Source organism: Thalassotalea hakodatensis (genome assembly GCF_030295995.1).
GTDB lineage: Bacteria > Pseudomonadota > Gammaproteobacteria > Enterobacterales > Alteromonadaceae > Thalassotalea_C > Thalassotalea_C hakodatensis.
The window spans coordinates 1,582,254-1,604,630 of sequence record NZ_AP027365.1; the positions used below are offsets into that span (position 1 = coordinate 1,582,254).

The window sequence follows — 22,377 nt, forward strand, 5'->3', positions numbered from 1 at the left end:
TTTGAGAAGGATAGGAAGTAATAATGACGTTAAAAGATAACCTATTAGGCTTAATGATAATTTTTATTTGGGGCTTTAATTTTGTCGTCATTGCTTGGGGTGTTCAAGATATGCCGCCATTATTAATGGGCGCTGCTCGTTTTTTATGTGTTGCGCTGTTAGGTTCATTATTTGTTGCTAAGCCAGGGATACCTTGGCGTTGGATGGCGCTTTATGCAATAACGCTTTGCTTTGGTCAATTTGCATTGCTGTTTTCTGCGTTGGCATTTGGTATGCCAGCAGGGTTAGCATCTATTGTTTTGCAGTCTCAGGCGTTGTTTACCATTCTATTTTCGATAGTGTTGTTAAAAGAGCAACTGCATAGAACCCAATTAATAGCCTTAACGATCGCATTTTTCGGCTTGTGGGCGATAAGCAGCGCAGGGCAGTCTACAGATATGACGTTAATTGGCTTTATGCTGACCATTGCAGGTGCCATGTCTTGGGCGATTGGTAATATTGTTAACCGTAAAATTACCCAATTAGGTTATCAAGCAAATTTAGGTTTGGTTGTTTGGTCAGCTTGGATAGCCGTTATTCCTTTTGCGCTTTCAAGTTACTATATTGAAGGGCCAGAAGTGATACTGCAAACGTTTGAAAGCTTTAATCTTTCTAGTGCATTAGTGTTACTTTATTTAGCAATAGGCGCATCTATTTTAGGTTATAGCATGTGGGGAGCCTTATTAAGTCGTTATCCTGCTGGTCAAGTCGCGCCATTAACTTTAGGTGTTCCTGTCGTGGGTATTATGTGTGCGTCGTTTTTTCTTGGTGAAACGCTAAATTCTGGACAAATATTAGGCATACTATTAGTGATGCTTTCATTGTTTATAAATGCCTTTGGTAAACGACTATTTAATAAAAAGCAATTAGCCTAACCGCTGTTAATTTAGCGATAAAAAACGGGCATCAAATGACGCCCGTTTTGTCTTGTCTAACATTAAGATTAACATCTTACGATGTTAATCTTCTTCAACTAAAGTCATTAAGGAAGTGTTACCGCCTGATGCTGTTGTATCAATGCTGATGGTTTTCTCCGTTAATAAACGTTGGATCAAATTGTCAAAGTACTCTGAACTGATCACCGGTAATATTGCCCCTTGACGTTCAGCTAACTTTTCACTGATATAATGCTTACGATCACAAAGACTATCAATAACAACCCCTGAGAGAGCAGGGTGATCTAACAGGGCAGATAAGTGACGTAATCTGGCCACTTGAAAAACGTTTTTATCAACACCTGTGGCAATAAATTTATCTCTAAAAGCGATGGCTTCATCATAGAATAAATCTGAAACAACTGAGATAACGGTATTACCTGTCGCTAATGCGGTTACTAATGAAAGTGTCCAAAAGTGAAAACTTGTATTTTTATCAGCAAAACAAATAATATTGCCACGGTTTTCCAAATAAAGCGTATTTGATTCACCTGTTGGACCAGGCAATACAGTAGGTTTCTTTAAGCGTTTTTCAATGCTGATTAATTGATCGCGAGCCGCTGCTAGTGTGCGGTTCAAATCATCGGCAAGGTCATCAACGATATCAACATGTGCAATTTTGGCTAATAATTGACGAACATAAGAGATCCGAGTGTTTAATTCCGTTAAACGCCAATCCTTTTCTGCCGTATCAGCTTTTTCCATAAATAGGTTTGCTTCAGACTCGGCTTGTTCATTACTCTCTAATGCTTCAACTTGTTCTGGCAACATATTGAATTGTTCGGCATCAGGCGTCGCTTTTTCTTTCATCAATCGTGTTAAATAGTTTGGACCGCCAGCTTTTGGCCCGGTGCCTGATAGGCCACGACCACCAAAAGGTTGAACGCCAACAATTGCGCCAATCATATTACGATTTATATAAATATTGCCTGCACGAGACAGTTTTGCTAATTCAAGGGCACGATGATTGATTCGTGTATGGACCCCCATGGTTAAACCAAAGCCTGTACTGTTTATTTTATCTACCACATTTTCAATGTCTTCGCCTTTAAAGCGAACCACATGCACACAAGGACCAAAAACTTCCTTTTTCAATACGCTTATATCATCAATTTCATATAGGCGAGGAGCGAAGAAATAGTGTTCATTGTCAGATAGCTTATCAGTTATCTCTTGAGCAATTTCACATTGGTATAATAACTTGCCATGTGATTGCATATAGTCGCTATGCGCGTTAAGTGCATCTAGAGCTTTTTGATCAATGACAGGGCCAATATCTGTACTTAGCATTGAAGGGTCGCCTATATGTAATTCGGCTAATGCGCCTTTAAGCATGGTAATTACATCGTCGGCTATTTCTTCTTGTAAATATAACACGCGCAACGCCGAGCAGCGTTGACCTGCCGATTGAAAGCCTGAAGAAATAATATCATCAACCACTTGCTCAGGTAGTGCGGTTGAATCAACAATCATGCAGTTTTGACCACCAGTTTCTGCGATCAAAGGTACTTGATCGCCACCACGCTCTGCTAAGGTTTGTGAAATTCTGGTCCCCGTTTCCGTAGAGCCAGTAAACATCACTGTTTGTACGCGAGTGTCAGGTACAATAACACTACCCACATCGCTACCTCGCGCGATTACCGCTTGTACAACACCCTCAGGTAAGCCAACTGACTTCATTAATCCAATAGTATATAAAGCTATCAAACCAGTTTGCTCTGCAGGTTTCGCTAACACAGTATTGCCGGTTGCGATTGCAGCAGCAACTTGACCTAAAAATATTGCCAGAGGGAAGTTCCAAGGGCTAATACACAACACCACACCGCGTGGTTCCAATCTATCATCTTCTACGAGTTCTACAGCTCTTTCTGCATAGTAACGACAAAAATCAACGGCTTCTCGTACTTCATCAATACCATCTTGTGCTATTTTACCCGCCTCTTTGATACACATGGCGATAAGTTCATTCATGTGTCGTTCAAGTATATCTGCAATGCGATATAAAAGTGCGGCGCGCTCAGTTACAGGTGTTTGTGACCATGAAGCCAATACGTTTTCTGCAGTATCAATCATAGCTAACATATCATCTTTATCGTGAAAATGGTGATATCCGATAATTTCATGATGGTTAGCTGGGTTTTTCACCGGTACTGAATTTTCAGGTAATGCGTCACTGTTAAGTAAGTTATTCTCAAACCAGTTATCAAGTGAGGTTTTTAGTGTGGATATTTCGATAATATCATCTAAGTCTACCCCTATTGAGTTATCACGTCCGTTACCATTTTTATCATGGTATAACGCGACCGGCTTGAGAATTTGATTGTTATATTTATCTTTTAAGCGTTGTGTTTTTTCAACGGGATCTTCAAGCAAAGATTCAACAGGTTGTGATTCATCCACGATGGCATTTACAAACGAAGAATTTGCGCCATTCTCTAATAAACGACGTACTAAATAGGCGAGTAGATCTTCATGATGACCAACAGGTGCATAAATACGACATTGGATACTTTCTCCTGAAACGATTTGATCGTAAAGCGAGTCGCCCATGCCATGTAAGCATTGAAATTCAAAGCCTTCTTTATCATCACCAGCAAGCTCTACAATAGTTGCTGCGGTGTAGGCATTATGTGTGGCAAATTGTGGGTAAATAGTATCACGGTAATCTAACAGTTTATTAGCACAAGCGTGATAAGAAACATCAGTGGAAGATTTACGTGTAAACACGGGAAAATGAAGATGACCGTCTTTTTGCGTATTTTTAATCTCAGTATCCCAGTACGCCCCTTTAACTAAACGTACCATCATTTTGCGGTTTGTTCGTAATGTTAAACTGCGTAACCATTCTACGACCCAAAGTGCGCGTTTTTGATAGGATTGCAATGCAATACCAAAACCATTCCAGTCACCTAAATCGTTATCACTAAAGACTGCTTCAATGATATCGAGTGAAATATCTAAGCGTTCTGATTCTTCAGCATCAACGGTTAGGCCGATGTTATAGCGTTTAGCTTGTAAACATAGGGTTTTAAGTTTTGGAACGATTTCAGCTAAAACACGTTCTTTATGGCTAAACTCGTAACGTGGATGTATCGCTGACAGTTTTACAGAAATACCGGGTACCTTACGTGGGTCATTTTTACCTGAGGCTTGAGCAATTGAACCAATAGTTTCTATTGCTTGTTGATAAGAGGCTAAGTATCGTTGAGCATCTTCCATGGTGCGAGCACCTTCGCCAAGCATATCGTAAGAATATACATAGCCATTTTGTTCTTTAGTGGCTGCACGCTCAGTTGCTGCTTCAATGGTTTCGCCCATTACAAACTGTTTACCCATGATTTTCATGGCATAGTTCATTGATTTACGAATAACAGGTTCGCCAAGACGACCGATGGTTTTTTTCAGTAGACCAAAGTTATCTTGCTTGCGCTTGTCTGCATAATTCACCATAGAACCCGTAATTAATAGTCCCCATGATGAAGCATTCACAAACAAAGATTCACTACTGCCAAGGTGAGAGCTCCATTTACCTTGCGAAATTTTGTCTCGAATTAAGGCATCTTGTGTATGTTTATCTGGAACACGTAGTAACGCTTCAGCTAAACACATAAGTACTACACCCTCTTCACTAGAAAGAGAATACTCATTTAAAAGTGCATCTATGGCTCCATTGCCTTCTTGGTCTTCACGGATTTTTAAGACCATTTTACGAGCGCGTTCCCAAGCTCGACTTCGTGCACTTACGTTAACTTCTGCAATCGGTAGAATATGATCTACTGCTATATTTTCATCGATGCGATAAAACTCACGGATTTTCTGACGAATGGGACAGTCAGAGAATAACGAACCATTAAAAAGCATTTATTTGCCCTCAAAATATACTGAATAGTGCTTTAACACTATAGTCTTTTTATAGCCATTGAATATTTGAGAACGCTAAACATGATGTTGAAAGTCTTAACACATTTCTTACTTCATGATTAGCATTCATGTAGGCATACATTCAAATATTCATACCGTTAAGCATGGTGAGATAGCATTTCATCATGCTTAGTTAAAATGTCGTTGTTATCTTGTGGTGAAAGGGTACTTACCACAAAAATCACTATTGAACATAAGATAAAACCAGGAACAATTTCATACATTACTGAACTTAAAGATTGCCCATCTATAGTGAAAGGAGAATAAATCCAGAAAAGTACGGTTAGTGCGCCGGTGATCATTCCTGCTAACGCTGCGTTTCGAGTCATTTTTTTCCAGAACAAGCTACCGATTACTACCGGGCCAAAAGCTGCGCCAAATCCGGCCCAAGCATTACTGACCAGAGATAGAATAGATGAGTCACGATCATAAGCTAAATAAATAGCTACTAAGGCCACTAAGAATACCGATATTCTGCCTACGAATACTTGTTGTTTATCACTGGCTTCGCGATGTAAAAAAGTTTTATAAAAATCTTCCGTTAAAGAACTTGATGTCACTAGCAATTGCGAAGAGATGGTACTCATAATCGCAGCTAAAATAGCGGCTAATAAAAAGCCAGCAATGAGAGGGTTAAATAAAATTTGAGATAACAAAATAAAGATAGTTTCGGCATCATCTAATGCTAAGCCTGTTTTTGTCACATAAGCAATACCAGCAAAACCGGTTGCCATGGCACCAATGATGGCCACTATCATCCAACTCATGCCGATACGGCGTGCAGTAGGCATATCTTTAACACTGCGAATTGCCATAAAACGTACAATGATGTGAGGTTGACCAAAGTAACCTAAGCCCCATGCCATAGCAGAGAAAATACCAACAACACCAACACCACTAAAGATATCTAATAGATCGGGATTAACGGCTTTAATTGTTGAGTAGGTTTCAGACACGCCACCGATTTCATAAATAGCGACAGCAGGCACTAATACTAAAGCAACAAACATGATACAGCCCTGAACAAAATCAGTTAAACTGACCGCTAAAAAACCACCAAAAAGTGTGTATGCCACTACAACACCCGCGGTTACATATAAACCAATTTCATAATTTAATCCGAAAGAGCTTTCAAAAAGCTTGCCGCCAGCAACAATACCGCTTGAGGTATAAAGAGTGAAAAAAATCACGATAACGACAGAAGAAACAATTCTTAATTGCCTAGATTTATCATTAAAGCGGTTTTCAAAAAAATCAGGAAGGGTAATCGAATCATTTGCGACTTCGGTATAGGTTCTTAGTCGTGGAGCAACAATAAGGTAATTTAAAAAGGCACCTATCACTAGACCGATCGCAATCCATAAACTACTAACGCCTGATAGGTACATTGCGCCAGGTAACCCCATTAACATCCAGCCACTCATATCAGAGGCTCCAGCAGAAAGTGCAGCAACGCTTGGGCTTAAACTTCTACCGCCCAACATATAACCTGACACATCGCTGGTTGACTTACGATAGGCATAAAAACCAATACCAAGCATTGCAAGAAAATATAGGCCTAAAGAAAAAAACGTTTCAAATTCCAAAATAATTTCCACCGTTGTATTTTTATTGTAAGAGTAAATTTATTATTGATACTGGTAAAGAGTATCTCTATCGATTAATCCATAACACTTTATGACGACGTACTGTAACACTACTCTTTAATATTTAACAAAGGGCAATAAATTACTTTATTGCCAGTCACTTACGTTAGTTTATAAAACATAATGCGACAGAGTTAAGTCAGATGTACTGACTAAGTTCGCAGAGTCTATCATGGCAACCTTGCTGCAATGAACTATAGAATTGAAAAAAACAGGTTTTTATATTCATAGCGCAATTATATTCGCCATTATGGTATATTTTAGTGATAAAATTTTATGGATTTTTTAATTAAAAAGCTCTTTAAGGGAACAAGGTGTTTTTGGGGACATTGAATGCAAGATAAAGTGCCGTCGAACAATAGAGTGCTAAACGCTTTCCAAGCATGTAAAGATGGCTTAGTGCGATCTATTATGAAAATGAGCGTCGAGCCACAAGATGTAGATGATATCTTGCAGGAAACTTTTATTCGGGTTTTGCACTCTGACGAACAACAAACTATTAAATCACCTAAAGGTTATTTGTTTGTGGTCTCTCGAAACTTGGTGCTTAAAAAGTTAATGCAACAATCTAAAGAAATTCATACCGAACTTGATGACGCTTTGTTGGAAAGTGATGGTGAGAATGTTGTCGAAAAAGAGCTATTTCAAAAGCGTAAGTTTGAACGTTTTACTCACGTGTTAAATTCGCTACCAGAGAAAAACCGTAGAGCGATACTCTTAAGAAAGCTTTATTGTTTAAGCCATAAAGAAATCGCTAAAAAAATGAATGTATCTGTCAGCTCTGTAGAAAAATATATAGCAACAGGTTTAAGGCAATGTAAACAGTCGCTTTATACACAAGGGTATGACGTGGAAAGTAATACGAATGAAAAGCAGCATCAATCAAGCGAAGAGCGTGCACAATGAATTCAAGTAATAATGTAGTGCCATTACATACGGCGAATAAGATTGATGAAGAAGCATCTATTTGGCTAGTGCGATTAGATAATGGCAATTTATCTGAACAATCGAGAAAAGAATTAAAAGCTTGGTTGGCGGCAGATGAACGTCACCAAGTCGCGTTAAAAGCGATGGCTGAAATCTGGGATGATATGGATGAAATACTCAATAATATTGATGAAAAGGCATCATCGAACAAAATTTCCTTATGGACAGTATTAAAACCCGTAACCGCACCAGTGATGCTAGCGGCAAGTATCAGTTTTATTGCGCTTTTTATTTGGTTAATGATGCCATTAGATGTAACTAAAAACACCTATATAACGGTAAAAGGACAACAAATTGAAACCACATTTAAAGATGGTTCCATTATTCATTTAAATACTGATAGCCATATTGAAACAGAATTCTCTGCTGAGAAACGATTAGTCAAACTCATTAAAGGAGAAGCATTATTTGAGGTTGCTCATGATGCTAATCGTCCCTTTATTGTCTATGCTGGTGATCGCCTTGTACAAGCTATTGGCACTAAGTTTGTTGTTCATTTAAAGCCTAAGAATATTCAAGTTACTGTGACTGATGGTAAAGTGAAAATGTCAAAGGTTCATCCTAATGCAAACATTGCCGATATTAAAGCGCTTGATAACACTGTTATTCAAAAAGATGATGTGTACCTTACCAAAGGTGAAAAAGCTGTGGTAGCAGATAACAAATCACCCACGCTAACACATGTTGCCTCGGAGAATATGACGCGAGAACTCTCTTGGCTTGATGGCCAATTAATTTTTGACAACGAAGCATTGTTTGACGTAATCGAAGAAATAAATCGTTATATTGATATCACTATTGTATTAAAAGAACCTTCTTTACATGATATTAAAATAAGTGGCCGTTTCGAGTTAGGTGATAGCGACGCACTCATAGAAGCATTAGAGCTTTCTTTTAATATCGAATCACAACGTCTTGGTTCCAATAAAATTTTATTGACCAAGAAAGCGTAGGTAAACCCTAATATTGACAGTGATTTATCAAAATAATCATCTGTAATAAGGTGTTATCAATCGACAACACCTTATCCTCCTATTTTGCTACTTAACCTATCTTCGGAAGGTTTATTTTTTCAAGGTTAGGTACACACAAAATATACCGTCGTTGATATTCAATTAAAGGAAATTGTAAAAAATTTTACGGTTTTTTCCTTCATCCTACTCTTTAGTTTAGGTTGCACATTATTCTATTAACTAAAGCAACTCATTAAAGAAGATAAAACTATAAATACTAGGAAGGAAATAACATGTCTACTAAGTTTCGCACCGGAGCGCTGGCACTTGCTGTCAGTATGGCTCTTGGCAATACCTCTGTATATGCAGAAGAAGATAACTCACAAAAAGCAAAAGAAAAAAAAGTTGAACGCATCGCGGTTGTAGGGACACGAAGTGCACCACGCTCAGTTGATGACTCGCCAGTACCCATTGATTTAATTGGCGCTGAAGAGTTAGAAAGGTCGGGTAATACCGATATGTTAGAACTCTTAAAAGGTACAGTTCCTTCTTTAAACGTGCATGCTATGCCAATTTCTGATGCAGCAAGTTTGGTAAGACCTGCGAACCTTCGTGGCTTATCGGCAGACAGTACGTTAATTTTAGTAAATGGCAAACGTCGTCACCGTTCTTCAGTGATCGCTTTGCTTGGTGGTGGTATTAATGATGGTGCACAAGGACCTGATATTTCAGTGATCCCAAGTGCTGCGCTTAGACAAGTTGAAGTGTTACGTGATGGTGCTGCAGCGCAATATGGTTCAGATGCTATTGCGGGTGTAATGAACTTTGTTTTAAAAGATGATTCAGAAGGGGGATCATTAACGGTTCGTCATGGTTCGTATTACGAAGGTGATGGCGATACTACCGAAATAAACGGTAATATCGGTATGGAATTAACCCGTGATGGTTTTGCTAATTTAAGCTTTCAATATAAAAATGCAGATGCAACCAGCCGAAGTGTACAACGCCCTGATGCTCAAAGCCTGATTGATGCTGGTAACACTAACGTTTCTGAATTAGCCCAAATTTGGGGGACACCAGAAATTAATGATGACATCACTATTTTTGGTAACTTTGGTTTAGACCTGGGTAAGGGCCGTGAAGCTTATATGTTTGGTAATTATGCCGAACGTAGTGTACGCGGTGGTTTCTATTTCCGTAATCCTCAGCTTCGCGGTGGCGTATTCTCGAATGACGGCGGTGAAACATTGCTCATTGCTGATATGGATGGCTTAAATAATGGTATAGAATGCCCAACGGTAAACATCACCACTGATAATGTGTTAGATCAAGCCGATTATGGGTTAATTGCTGATCCTAATACGCCTGTCGGTCAAAACTGTTTTGCTTTTAATGAAATGGTGCCGGGTGGATTTACTCCTAATTTCGGTGGTACGGTTATAGATACTGCGATCACTATGGGGACGCGTGGTGAACTTTCAGATACGTTATCTTATGATATTAGTGGTTCAGTAGGGCGTAACGAATCAAGTTATGTTATTTATAACACGGTAAATGCGTCATTAGGCCCAGATACACCGCGTGACTTTTCACCAGGTAAACACATTCAACTTGAAAAATTCTTTAACGTAGATTTAGTCAAAGAACTTGATGTAGGTTTAGATTTGCCACTTATTATTGCAGGTGGTTATGAATATCATCAAGAAACTTTTGAAGTAATTGCTGGTGATTTAGAGTCTTTTACGGCAGGTCCGTTAACGAGTCAAGGCTTTGGTATTGGCTCAAATGGTTTTCCTGGGTTTAAACCTTCAGCCGCTGGTGAATTTTCTCGTCAAAACTATGCGTTATATGTTGATGTTGAAGCACAATATACAGACAGTTTTTTAATGGGCTATGCATTACGCTATGAAGATTATAGTACGTTTGGAGACACCACAAACTATAAAGTAACCGCGCAATATGATATCTCTTCTGATTTTTCATTACGTGGCTCTATCAGCTCAGGCTTTCGTGCGCCTACTGTAGGACAAGCTAATTATGCAAACGTACAAACGAACTTGGATGGCGGTGTATTGGTTGATTCTGCGTTATTGCCACCTTCTAACCCAGTTGCAACCCAATTAGGGGCTACTGAGCTCACACCTGAAGAGTCTCAAAGTATGGCATTTGGTGCGGTTTGGACAATTGATGAATTTCATTTCACGCTTGATTATTACAACATTGAGGTAACAGATCGTGTATCTCAATCCGCTAAATATAATTTAAGTGATAGTGACAAAGCCAAGTTAAAAGCTGATGGTGTGCCAAACGTAGATTCAATTCAGCAAGTAAGTTTCTTTACCAATGATTTTGATACCACAACAGAGGGTATTGATTTTATTGCGAATTATACAACTGATTTACTAGACGGTAGCTCAGTGTTTAGTCTTGCTTATAACTGGAATGAAACGACGGTAGACAAATACACAGCTGTCACCGGTGAAGGTAAAGTTTCTCGTTTAGAAAATGACCTACCAAACCATCGTGCTACTTTTACCTGGGGTCAAAGTTGGGATGATATCAATATGTTTACGCGTGTAAATTATTTTGGTGAATTCCAAGGTGTTCATGTTGATTGGATCGGAACTCCGGATGCACCCGGAACCGAAATTAATGCTGATGCTGAAGTGACTGTAGATGTAGAAGTGACATATCATGCGACAGAATCGTTCAGTGTGAGTATTAGTGCGCAAAATATCTTTGACGTTTACCCAAGCGAACTAGATTTTGAAAAGCAAACGGGGTCACCAAATAATAGCTGGGGCGGTAAGTATTATGAAACATCACCATTTGGTTTTAATGGTGGATTCTACTACGCAAAAGCAACGTATAAATTTTAATAAATTAAAATTTATTTAGTGAGGGGCTGTTGATCTTTTGAGATTAAATTTTCTTCGAACTAAACGCGAAAGTTCAACAGGCCCTAGATAAAAAATCTCAGCAACAGCTGGGATTTTTTATCTTTAGAGAATAATAATCTACCGATAAAAATCAACATGTTCTCAGCTATGGTCGAATGTCTAATCTGATGCTAAGATGACTAAACAAGGTTTAATTTAGGGTTAGCAGTAGAGTGATACTGGTAAAGTTAGTTTCTTCATGATATTTCAAAAAATAATAATAAAGGGCTGCATTCGCCATTTTCTCTTAAAAATTAGTCTTTATTTGATTGTTTGATTAGATGAGAATTAAACAATGCATTTAATACCACGACTCTGTGTGAACGCTAACTGGCAGCGAGCAAAATCTTAAGTGGTTAGTTGTCGATTATCCTACTATAAGCGGTTACGCCTCTCGTATGTTAATTTTGTTGTTTTCTTATTATTTAGTGTAGGTGTTATAAAAAACGTTCAAGCTTCAGAGCGTTATCGATTTAACATTCCTGCTACGCAAGCATCAGAAGCGTTAGATAAGCTAGCAGAAGTCTCAGGGTATTCACTTCTTTATCCCTTTAGTGATTCCGTTGTTATTATGACTAACCCATTGATAGGTAGTTATTCCATCAAAGAAGCGTTAGTGACATTATTGCTTAATACGCCGTTAAATGCTGTTGCCACCGATAAACAAGTTATTGCGGTATCAGCTACCTTAGATTATCGCAAAACAAACGCAAGGCAAACTTCGTCAATAGATGCTTTAGCAAACATTCACTCTAAAGACTCCAAACAAAACAAAACCACAAAAAAAACCAAAGCAGAGCGTATTCAAATTATCGGCTCTCGGCGTAATAATCGCTCTCCTGGCGGAGCTCTTGCGCCACTTGATGTAATTTCTAACCAAGCACTCGCAACAAAAGGTAGTAATGATATTATTACGACGCTATCAAATATAATTCCTTCCTATAATGCGAGACAAGAAGCGATTAGCGATGCTGGTACTATGGTTAGGCCTGCGAACCTAAGGGGACTTCCTACTGATAGCATGTTAGTGCTGGTAAACGGTAAACGACGTCATCGTAGCGGTGTGATTTATGAGTTCATTTCAGGGTTAAATGTAGGTGCGCATGGCGTTGATTTAGAACCAATTCCTAGTATTGCCCTTCGAAGTGTTGAAATATTAAGAGATGGTGCAACGGCGCAATACGGCTCTGATGCAATTGCTGGCGTGATAAATTTTCGTTTAGAAGATAGTGCAACGATACGAAAAATTGAAATGCGAACAGGTCAATATTATGCAGGCGACGGTGTTAAAGTTGAATTAGCTGGTATTTTAGGCACAAGCATTGGTGATGAGGGGAGCGCTAATTTCTCATTTGAGCTTTCTGACAGTGAAGCAACTTCACGTGGCATTCAGGACCCTGCCGTTCAACAGTTAATTGAGAGTGGTGTTAACCCTGATGACATTCGAAACCCTGTTGTTGACTGGGGAGCTCCTGAAATAATGGATAATATAAAATTATTTACCAATATGGCCTTTGATGTAAGCGAAAGTGAAAATTACAAACAACTTTATATCTTTGGTAATTGGGCACAACGCGATATTGATGGTAGTTTTTTTTACCGAAATCCTAACACTCGAGCGAATGTTTACACTAACCCCCAAAGTGGAGCTCGCTTGTTTTATGATATGACAGATAACAATACTGGTAATTGTCCAACGCCGACAATTCCAGGGGCGGCAGGAGATGCAGAGGCTTTAACTGCTGTTGCTGAAAATAATAACTGTTTCGCGTTTAACGAATTGTTTCCGGGCGGCTTTACCCCAAGGTTTGGTGGTAGAGTAACAGATGCGAGCTTAGCTGCTGGTATTCGTGGAGCAGAAGTTATCAATGAAGTTGAATTGACCTATGACATGAGTATGGTGTTAGGAAAAAATGAAATTAACTACCAGCTGCGAAATAGTGTTAATGCATCATTAGGAGAGCTTTCTCCTACATCATTTGAATTAGGCTCGCAAATTCAAACAGAAGCAGTGTTAAATGTAGATTTCACTTACCCTATTGATTTAGGTTTTGAATCTGAACTAAATGTTGCATTTGGTTATCAGCATCATTTGGAGCAATTTGAAGTGGTTGCCGGTGATCGTGCTTCATATCAAACGGGCCCATTTACTAGTGAAGGAGAGGCGATTGGTGCAAATGGCTTTCCCGGCTTTTCCCCTGAGACTGCTGAAATAAACGATAGAAACTCGAATGCATTTTATTTAGATGTGGAAGGGGATATCACCGAAGCATTGTCAATTTCGCTAGCGATGAGATATGAAGATATTGGCGAAATAGGCGATACCCTTGATGGCAAATTGTCGGCACGGTTACAAATTGACGATAGCATAGCATTGCGCTCAACCATCAGTAATGGTTTTAGAGCTCCTACGGTAGGACAATCAACACTGCAACGTATATCAACATCAAATTCAATTATTAATGATGTGGTTGTTCAACAACGCTCTCAACTTGTGAGTGCGTTGAGTCCAATTGCTTCAGCTCGCTCTGGCGGAGAACTTGAACCAGAGAAAGCCACTAGTTTCGGTGTCGGTCTATTATCTGAGATAAGCGGCATCAATATTACTCTTGATTACTTTTATATAGATATTGATGATCGAATTTCACTTTTTACTAGTAAAATAGTCGCTGCAGATGCACCTTTGTTAGTCGCTTCAGAAGTACAACCTAACGTCACTAATATTCAGTATTATGCAAATGACTTTAACTCAATTACGCAGGGAGTTGATTTGGTTGCAAGCCTGCCTTTTGAATTTGAACACGCCCAACACCTACTGTCGCTTGCCTATAACTATACTGATACTCAACTAGAAGTGACGAACTCAAAAAGCCCAATTGCTAACGGAAATGTACGTAAAGAACGTGAACATGGTGTACCAAAAACTCGCGGTATTTTCACCTATTCTGTATCAAAGGGCGGCATAAAAGCCATGGCGCGTATTAACTATTATGGTAGCTTTTATAATGCGCAATTTAACGATGTGACTCTGCTTGAAAAAGTTGACGCAAGCGTGATCACTGACGTTGAAGTCTCTTATAACATTTCTGATAATCTTAATATTGCGATAGGCGCTAAAAATATTTTTGACGTGTACCCTGAAGAATACAGTGAGGGTCGAAAAGCTGGCTTCCTAGGCGCAATTTATCCGGTAAACTCTCCTGCAGGTTTTAATGGTGGTCAATATTACTTGCATGTTGGTTGGAAGTTTTAATTTCCTGTTAGCAGTCAAACACTCAAAGTACCAGTTAGAATGACTGGTACTCGAGAATATATATATGATGGTTCATGCGTTTACGAATGTTGGCATTAATCCGTATAAAACGTATGTTTAAATGACAGTTGTTGCTGTTCTTTGCCGTTATCAATAGTTAGATTGAAACGTATCGTCTCTTCATTACGGTGCATAACTTGTGCTAAGTAATAAACTGCATCACCTTCAACAACTTCTACAAAGCTAAGATCTTTATCTTGCCCAAGTAAGTTAACCGCTTTACCTGTTATTTTTACTTTTTGTGCAGGGTTGCCTTTAATCGTGTTATCCATCACAGCAATATTGATCAAACCGTTGTAATTACTACGTTCAATACCATAAGCTTTTGCTACTTCAGGCGTTAGAAATGTTGCACTAATAGCCATGTAGTGTACATTCATGTCACCGAGTTTCTTCATGTTTTCAGCGTTAGCATTAGTTAAAAGTAAGAAGGCAAAGGGTAAAGCGAATGATAAATGACGAAAGAATTTTTTTAGCGAAAGTTGCATTGTAAACTCCTTGGTAAAAGTGATTATGCGCTAAGTATAGCCATAACCACTTATAAACCAATATTGTTTTGTTATTAAAGCATTGCCCAATAAGGGATAGCTCCAGAAAGCACTATATTAATCACGTTTAACAGTAAAAAGGCGGCTAAAACCGATAAATCTAAACCACCAATAGCGGGGATCACTTTTCTTATTGGTCTTAAAAAAGGATCAGTTAATTGATGTAATATCACATGGGTAGGGTTGTAACCTTGCACCACCCAACTCATTACGGCCATAACTAACATTAGCACGAATAGCAAAAAGCCGGTTTGTTTAATCAGGTACAAAACGCCGATAAACAAGGCAGTTATTAAATCAAAAGGGCCACCGTTTAGTAACGGTATGATAATGAATTTCAACACGGCAACTAAGTATGCGATCACAAGTGTTGCCATATCGATACCACCTACGCTTGGAATGATACGGCGAAATGGAATAACCAGTGGGTTTGTTACTTTCACTACAAATTGACTTAACGGGTTGTAAAAATCAGCCCTGACAAGTTGTAACCACACCCTAATTACCAATAACATTAACAAGGCGTCGAAAAAGAAACCAAGTAAGTAATTAATTGCTGCCATTAATAGTTCTCCAAAACCTTATTAACATTAAAGATGGTAACAAACCAAAAGAATTTCAATGTTTAAAGGGTTAATTAATATGTATTGTCGTTAGGTTAAGCGTTGTTTTCTGCCATTTCTTTGGCTCTGGCTTTTGCCGATTGCATTGCATCACTGACCAGTTTATCTAGGCCACCATCAATTAATGTTGATAGCGCTGCCTGTGTTGTGCCACCTTTAGACGTGACATTTTCACGTAACGTACTAATTGCATCTTTGTTTTGTACAACCATTTCAGCAGCACCTAAGGCTGTTTGTTGAATGAGCTGTCGGCTATCTTGCGCTGAAAAACCTAAACGTATTGCTTCTTTTTCCATTGCTTCCATAAACAAGAAAAAATAGGCAGGAGCAGAGCCTGAAACGGCAATAATGTTGTCAATTTCACTCTCATCTGTTAGCCATTTAGTGATACCAACAGATTTCATTAATGAATCAGCTTGTTCTTTTTGTTGCTTGGATACTTGTGGTGAAGGAAACAACCCCGTAACGCCTAAGCCTAATTGTGAAGGGGTATTAGGCATGGTACGAATAATAGGGCAAGGCTTACCTAATGCTTGCTCCATAGTCGACATAGTGCAACCAGCGGCAACTGAGATAAAACACTTTTCTTCAACATTGACCGCCGCACTAATTTGCTGACAAACATCGGCAATAAAATAAGGTTTTACACCTAATACAATAAAGTCAGCAAAGGTAGCCGCTTCAATATTGTCACTGGTGTGTAAGATATTATAATTATTGGCTAATTTTTCACGTTTGTCAGCCGAAGGGTTTGAAACAATAACATCGCTTGGTGTAAAACCATTGCTAATAAGGCCTGTGATAATGGCGCTATTCATGTTGCCCGCGCCAATAAAAGCTATTTTACTCATTTAAATTTCCTAATTTTTTGGACCAATTCTTATTGGTGTTATGCTCTAGCGCCAAAGATGGCAGTGCCAATTCTGACCATAGTTGAGCCATTAGATATCGCCTCACTTAAATCGCCAGACATACCCATTGATAATGTATCAACGGTATTAAACCGTTGTTGAAGGGATTGAAACAGCGCAGACATTTTAGCAAAACTTTCTGCAGCGTTGTGTTTTTCGGGAATCGCCATTAAACCGCGTAATGTTAAGTTATCTGCTGAGTCAACCATTTGTGCTAGCTCATCTAACTCATTGACTTCAATGCCAGATTTAGAAGCCTCACCACTAATATTTACTTGTAAACAGACATTGAGCGGAGTATCTTGACTACAACGCTGTTCGTTTAATCGTGTGATAATTTTTTTGCGATCAACACTTTGTACCCAAGAAAAGTGTTCAGCGATTAAGCGAGTTTTATTTGACTGAATAGGGCCAATAAAGTGCCAGCAAATACGCTCAAGATCAGAAAGCTGCTGTATTTTTTCAACGGCTTCTTGCAAATAGTTTTCACCAAAAGCTATTTGACCAGCATTATAAGCTTCTTGCACCTGAGCGGCCGGCTTGGTTTTACTCACTGCCAACAGTTGAATATCATTTCTGTGTCGTTTCGCTTGCTGACAAGCTGCTGTAATTTGCAGTTCTACTTGAGCAAGATTATCTTTAATATGACTCATTACTTAAATTTTTTGCCATCTATGTGTTACCACATAAATGCCGTTGTTAACTATAAAAGAGGTTTTCATGGATATTACCGAATTACTCGCATTTAGCGTAGAAAATAATGCTTCGGATCTACATCTTTCTACGGGTGTTCCACCTTTAATTCGCGTGGATGGCGATGTACGTAAACTTAACATACCTGCCTTTGAAGCCAAAGACGTAAATGCTCTTGTTTATGACATTATGAACGATCGTCAACGAAAAGAATACGAAGAAAACATGGAAGTGGATTTTTCTTTTGAAGTTCCTAACTTAGCACGTTTTAGGGTTAATGCCTTTAATCAAAACAGAGGTCCCGCAGCAGTATTCCGTACTATTCCTAGTAAAGTATTGTCGTTGGATGATTTAGGATGTCCTGATATTTTCCGTACCATTTCAGAAAACCCGCGCGGCTTAGTGTTAGTGACAGGGCCAACGGGTTCGGGTAAGTCAACCACGTTAGCGGCGATGATCGACTACATTAATAACATGAAGCATGATCATATTCTTACCATTGAAGATCCAATCGAATTTGTTCATGAGAACAAAATGTGTTTGATCAACCAACGTGAAGTACATCGTGATACGTTAAGTTTTAACAATGCGTTGCGTTCAGCCTTACGTGAAGATCCTGACGTTATACTCGTTGGTGAGATGCGTGATTTAGAAACCATACGTTTAGCAATGACCGCTGCAGAAACGGGTCATCTAGTATTTGGTACCTTACATACCACCTCTGCACCTAAAACCATTGACCGTATTATTGATGTATTCCCTGCAGAAGAAAAATCAATGGTGCGTTCAATGCTGTCAGAGTCGTTGCGTGCGGTTATTTCTCAAACGTTAGTGAAGAAAGTTGGTGGCGGTCGTGTTGCTTCACATGAAATTATGATCGGCGTACCGGCGATACGTAACCTTATTCGTGAAGATAAAGTGGCGCAAATGTACTCTGCAATTCAAACGGGGATGCAACATGGCATGCAAACCATGGATCAATGCTTACAAAACTTAGTGAATCGTGGCTTGATCACTAGACAAGATGCAATGGAAAAAGCCGCTGATAAAAATCAATTTCAAGGGTATTAGGAGTTAACCATGTTGAGATTTCATCAATACCTCGAAAAAATGGTGCAGCATGATGCATCCGATATGTTTGTGACCGCGAAGTTGCCGGTTAGCGCGAAAATCAATGGTGAACTAACGCCTATTGATGAAACGGCATTAAGTCCGGAAGCGGCGTTAGAACTTGTTCATAATGCAATGAATGAAAAGCAGAAAAAGCAATTTGACCAAGAAAAGGAATGTAACTTTGCTATTTCCATTGATGATATAGGCCGATTTCGTGTTTCTGCGTTTTGGCAGCGTGATATGGCGGGTATGGTTATTCGTCGTATTGTGACTGAAATTCCAGATTCTGATGACTTAGGTTTACCGTCGGTGTTAAAAGATGTCGTGATGTCTAAACGTGGGTTAGTGTTATTTGTTGGTGGTACAGGTACGGGTAAGTCAACCTCAATGGCTGCCTTGATTGGTTATCGAAACCGTAACTCTCGTGGCCATATACTGACCATTGAAGATCCGGTGGAATTTGTCCACGAACACGGAAAATCGATGGTTACACAGCGTGAAGTAGGTTTAGACACGGAAAGCTTTGATGCGGCATTAAAAAGCTCTTTACGCCAAGCACCTGATGTTATTCTAATTGGTGAGATCAGAAGCCAAGAAATCATGGAACATGCGCTGGCGTTCGCGGAGACAGGGCACTTATGTATTGCAACTCTTCATGCGAATAATGCGAACCAAGCAATTGACCGTATCATGCATTTAGTGCCTGCGGATCAACATGGTAAATTACTGTTTGATTTGGCGTTAAATCTTCGCGGCATTATTGCTCAGCAATTAATTCCTACTCGAGATGGCAATGGCCGAGTTGCTGCAATCGAAATATTGCTGAACTCTCCTTATATCGCTGAATTAATAAAAAAAGGTGAAGTTGGCGATATTAAAGAAGTGATGGAAAAATCTACCGAGCAAGGTATGCAAACCTTTGATCAAGCACTGTTTAATTTGTATCAACGTGGCTTAATTAATTACGCGGATGCGATACACCATGCTGATTCACCAAATGACCTACGCTTAATGATTAAACTACGCAGCAATGATCAAGGTGGCAGTGGTTCATTGTCGGGCGTAACAATAGACGGTTTAGATCCAAAAGATTAGCTTAAAAAATAAAAGTGCTGTTAAGTGAGGTATCAGCGCTTTACTTTTTATTTGAATAGTTCATCTAAGGTGTATATTTCAAACGGCTCTTTTTGGGCTTTACTAACGTTTAGCATTTTTGTCGCGACTTGAACGCCTTCAATAGGGCGATAACGTTTTAAAAATGGCAGCTTGCAGATGATGGGTAATAGGTAACTGCTAAGTACTTCGCCAAGCCTAAAATGATCCCGTTCACCGAGCAATAATGAAGGTTGTAAAATACTTATCCGCTGAAAACTTAACGGCTTAACTTTATCTTCTAGTTCACCTTTCATTTTGAAGTAAGCGCTGTTGGCGTTTTTATTTGCACCACTTGAAGAGACTAATACATAGTGTGCTACGCCATTTTCTGCGGCCATTTTTGCAGCTTGATACTGATAGTCGACATCAACCATTCGTTGGTTTTCTATTGAGCCTGCTTGTTTTTTCGTAGTACCTAAGCAAGAGAACAGTATGTCGCCAATAAAGTAGTCTTGGTATTTGTTTAGGTTATTAAAATCGATGACGTGATTGACGAGCTTTTCATGGTTGTATTCGATTGGCTTGCGTGTGAGTGCGACTATTTTGCTATAGGTAGAATCAGCTAATAGTTGAGTGAGTAAATGATGACCGATTAACCCTGTTGCGCCAATAACAATTGCTGTTTTCATGGTTATTCGCCGTAGGTACTTTCAAAGTAGCTTTCAACAATTAAACGGGCAGATTCGGCATCAATGTTATCTTTCGATAAATTACGGTAACCACCGTGCTCAAATAAGTGCTGTTTAGCATCAGCGGTGGTTAACCGTTCATCAACAAATTTAATCGGTGTTTTATAGTCGTGCGCTAAGCGATTACCAAATTTCTTGGCGTCAAAGGTAACTTGTTGGGGGGTGCCATCCATGTTTAGCGGTAAACCGACCACAATTAAATCAGGCTGCCATTCATCGAAATAGCTTTTCAGTTGCTGTTGATTTGGAATACCGTCTTTGGCTTTCACTGAGCCTAAAGGCGTAGCAGTGCCGGTAATTGCTTGACCAACGGCAACGCCAATGTATTTCTTGCCAAAATCAAAGCCAAGAATGGTTTTATATGTGTTTTCGGCCACTATGCATGGCCTATATCGGTTGAAAGGTGAGCGATATCAATACCAAGTTTTTCAGTGGCTTTTTGCCAACGTTGCTCTATCGGGGTATCAAAGAGTATTTGACTGTCTGCTGGGGTAATTAACCAAGAATTTGCTTTGATTTCTTGCTCTAGCTGGCCAGGGCCCCAGCCAGCGTAACCTAATGTCACCATAAATTTATCAGGCGCATCATCGCTGCCAAGTGCTTGTAATATATCTTTAGAGGTAGTGATCATTACATCATCACTTAACGCTAAGGAACTACTCCACCCCGATTGAGGACTATGTAGAACAAAACCTCTATCACGAGATACTGGCCCGCCGGTTAATACTTGTTGCGCAAGCTCGGGTAGCTTTTCATCGCCGTCTTCTTCAATTTGTGCCAGTAATTCATTTAACGTGATGTTAATGGGTAAGTTGATAATAATACCCATTGCACCGTCATCGTTATGTTCGCATATGTAAGTCACCGTTTTATTAAAATACGGATCATCTAAGCTTGGCATAGCAATTAATAAATGATTCTCTAAACTGTCCACTGGCCTACCTTCTTATTTAACGCTGTTCTATTAATGATTCAATGGCATCCATTAATTTACCACTGATATTAATAGGATATGCGGCTTCAATTTCACGAATACAAGTTGGACTGGTAACATTTATTTCAGTGACTTTGTCACCAATAACGTCTAATCCTACAAAGTATAGACCACGTTTTTTAAGTTCAGGTGCAATTGTTTCTGCAATAAATTTATCACTGGCTGATAATGGCCTTGCTTCACCTGTACCACCAGCCGCTAAATTACCACGAGTTTCACCTTTTGCAGGAATGCGTGCAAGACAATAAGGCATTGGCTCGCCATTAACAATTAGAATACGTTTATCACCGTCTTTAATTTCCGGCATGTATTCTTGCACCATAGTATATTGCTGACCGTGGTTTGTCAGCGTTTCAATGATCACACCAACATTCGCTTCATGTTCTTTCATGCGAAAGATAGAAGAGCCACCCATACCGTCTAATGGTTTGATGATCACGTCTTTCTCTTGTTGGTGAAAGTCACGAATTTGCTGACTATTTCGTGTTACTAAGGTTTTCGCGGTTAATTCAGGAAACCACGCAGTAAATAATTTCTCATTACAATCACGTAAACTTTGTGGCTTATTAATAATTAACGTACCGCTTTGTTCGGCTCGTTCAAGCATATACGTTGCGTAAATATATTCGGTATCAAAAGGGGGATCTTTACGCATGATCACGGCATCTAGCTCTGTTAATGCAATATCTTGTGATTCTGCTAAGTCATACCAGTGTTCAGGGTTATCGTACACGGTAACCTTTCGTGCAAAGGCACGGCTTTCACCCTGAAGCATGTAAAGATCATTCATTTCAATATAAAAAAGTTCATACCCTCTAGCTTGCGCTTCAAACATCATTGCCATTGATGAGTCTTTATGCACTTTAACTTGAGAAATAGGGTCCATAACGACACCTAGTTTAATAGCCATGATGTATT

Annotated in this window: 17 protein-coding genes; 7 read left to right on the plus strand and 10 right to left on the minus strand. The window is 39.2% G+C overall.

Annotated features, from left to right (window positions below; genetic code table 11):
• The first annotated feature begins 23 nt into the window (after positions 1-23).
• Positions 24-914, plus strand: a complete 891-nt coding sequence (locus QUE72_RS06940) for an EamA family transporter (RefSeq protein WP_286272368.1) — start codon at positions 24-26, stop codon at positions 912-914.
• A gap of 84 nt (positions 915-998) precedes the next feature.
• On the opposite strand, the gene putA is transcribed toward QUE72_RS06940, so the two are convergent.
• Positions 999-4,835: a bifunctional proline dehydrogenase/L-glutamate gamma-semialdehyde dehydrogenase PutA gene (putA, locus tag QUE72_RS06945; RefSeq protein ID WP_286272369.1), complete on the minus strand. Its 3,837-nt coding sequence runs from the start codon at positions 4,833-4,835 to the stop codon at positions 999-1,001.
• Positions 4,836-4,993: 158 nt separating this feature from the next.
• Positions 4,994-6,436 carry a sodium/proline symporter PutP gene (gene putP, locus QUE72_RS06950; RefSeq protein ID WP_254849555.1) on the minus strand — a complete coding sequence of 481 codons (1,443 nt, stop codon included), beginning with the start codon at positions 6,434-6,436 and terminating at the stop codon, positions 4,994-4,996.
• 438 nt (positions 6,437-6,874) lie between these two features.
• On the opposite strand from putP, the gene QUE72_RS06955 reads away from it, so the two are divergent.
• From QUE72_RS06955 to QUE72_RS06970, 4 genes are all read left to right on the plus strand, one after another.
• Positions 6,875-7,447 (plus strand): RNA polymerase sigma factor, encoded by a 573-nt coding sequence (locus QUE72_RS06955; protein WP_074498394.1) that lies wholly within the window; start codon positions 6,875-6,877, stop codon positions 7,445-7,447.
• Complete coding sequence (locus QUE72_RS06960; protein WP_286272371.1) at positions 7,444-8,481, plus strand: FecR family protein; 1,038 nt, start codon at positions 7,444-7,446, stop codon at positions 8,479-8,481. The genes QUE72_RS06955 and QUE72_RS06960 overlap by 4 nt, the downstream gene beginning before the upstream one ends.
• Before the next feature lie 293 nt (positions 8,482-8,774).
• The gene (locus tag QUE72_RS06965; protein ID WP_286272372.1) at positions 8,775-11,360 is read left to right on the plus strand and encodes a TonB-dependent receptor plug domain-containing protein; all 2,586 of its coding nucleotides are present in this window, start codon (positions 8,775-8,777) and stop codon (positions 11,358-11,360) included.
• Positions 11,361-11,772: 412 nt separating this feature from the next.
• The gene (locus tag QUE72_RS06970) at positions 11,773-14,673 is read left to right on the plus strand and encodes a TonB-dependent receptor plug domain-containing protein (protein ID WP_286272374.1); all 2,901 of its coding nucleotides are present in this window, start codon (positions 11,773-11,775) and stop codon (positions 14,671-14,673) included.
• A 95-nt stretch (positions 14,674-14,768) separates the two neighbouring features.
• Here the strand turns inward: QUE72_RS06970 and QUE72_RS06975 are convergent, their stop codons facing one another.
• The 4 genes from QUE72_RS06975 to QUE72_RS06990 form a co-directional block, all read right to left on the minus strand.
• Positions 14,769-15,221: a DUF4426 domain-containing protein gene (locus tag QUE72_RS06975; protein ID WP_286272376.1), complete on the minus strand. Its 453-nt coding sequence runs from the start codon at positions 15,219-15,221 to the stop codon at positions 14,769-14,771.
• 74 nt (positions 15,222-15,295) lie between these two features.
• Positions 15,296-15,844, minus strand: coding sequence for a YggT family protein (locus QUE72_RS06980; protein ID WP_074498390.1), 549 nt, complete (start codon positions 15,842-15,844; stop codon positions 15,296-15,298).
• A gap of 95 nt (positions 15,845-15,939) precedes the next feature.
• Positions 15,940-16,755 (minus strand): pyrroline-5-carboxylate reductase, encoded by an 816-nt coding sequence (proC, locus tag QUE72_RS06985; protein WP_286272377.1) that lies wholly within the window; start codon positions 16,753-16,755, stop codon positions 15,940-15,942.
• 38 nt (positions 16,756-16,793) lie between these two features.
• Entirely contained in the window at positions 16,794-17,468 is a 675-nt protein-coding gene (locus QUE72_RS06990; protein ID WP_286272379.1) for a YggS family pyridoxal phosphate-dependent enzyme, read from the minus strand.
• A gap of 67 nt (positions 17,469-17,535) precedes the next feature.
• Between QUE72_RS06990 and QUE72_RS06995 the strand changes: the two genes are divergently transcribed.
• Positions 17,536-18,579 carry a type IV pilus twitching motility protein PilT gene (locus QUE72_RS06995; RefSeq protein ID WP_286272382.1) on the plus strand — a complete coding sequence of 348 codons (1,044 nt, stop codon included), beginning with the start codon at positions 17,536-17,538 and terminating at the stop codon, positions 18,577-18,579.
• Between the two features lie 9 nt (positions 18,580-18,588).
• Entirely contained in the window at positions 18,589-19,716 is a 1,128-nt protein-coding gene (locus QUE72_RS07000) for a PilT/PilU family type 4a pilus ATPase (protein ID WP_286272384.1), read from the plus strand.
• 47 nt (positions 19,717-19,763) lie between these two features.
• Here QUE72_RS07000 and QUE72_RS07005 read toward each other — a convergent pair whose 3' ends face one another.
• The 4 genes from QUE72_RS07005 to gshB are packed head-to-tail and all read right to left on the minus strand — an operon-like array spanning position 19,764 to position 22,369.
• A complete protein-coding gene (locus tag QUE72_RS07005; RefSeq protein ID WP_286272385.1) occupies positions 19,764-20,405 on the minus strand; it encodes an NAD(P)H-binding protein in 642 nt (213 codons plus the stop codon).
• A 2-nt stretch (positions 20,406-20,407) separates the two neighbouring features.
• A complete protein-coding gene (gene ruvX, locus QUE72_RS07010; protein WP_286272386.1) occupies positions 20,408-20,842 on the minus strand; it encodes a Holliday junction resolvase RuvX in 435 nt (144 codons plus the stop codon).
• Positions 20,842-21,399, minus strand: coding sequence for a YqgE/AlgH family protein (locus tag QUE72_RS07015; RefSeq protein WP_074498384.1), 558 nt, complete (start codon positions 21,397-21,399; stop codon positions 20,842-20,844). Before QUE72_RS07015 ends, ruvX begins: the two co-directional genes overlap by 1 nt.
• Before the next feature lie 16 nt (positions 21,400-21,415).
• Complete coding sequence (gshB, locus tag QUE72_RS07020; protein ID WP_286272388.1) at positions 21,416-22,369, minus strand: glutathione synthase; 954 nt, start codon at positions 22,367-22,369, stop codon at positions 21,416-21,418.
• Positions 22,370-22,377 lie beyond the last annotated feature (8 nt).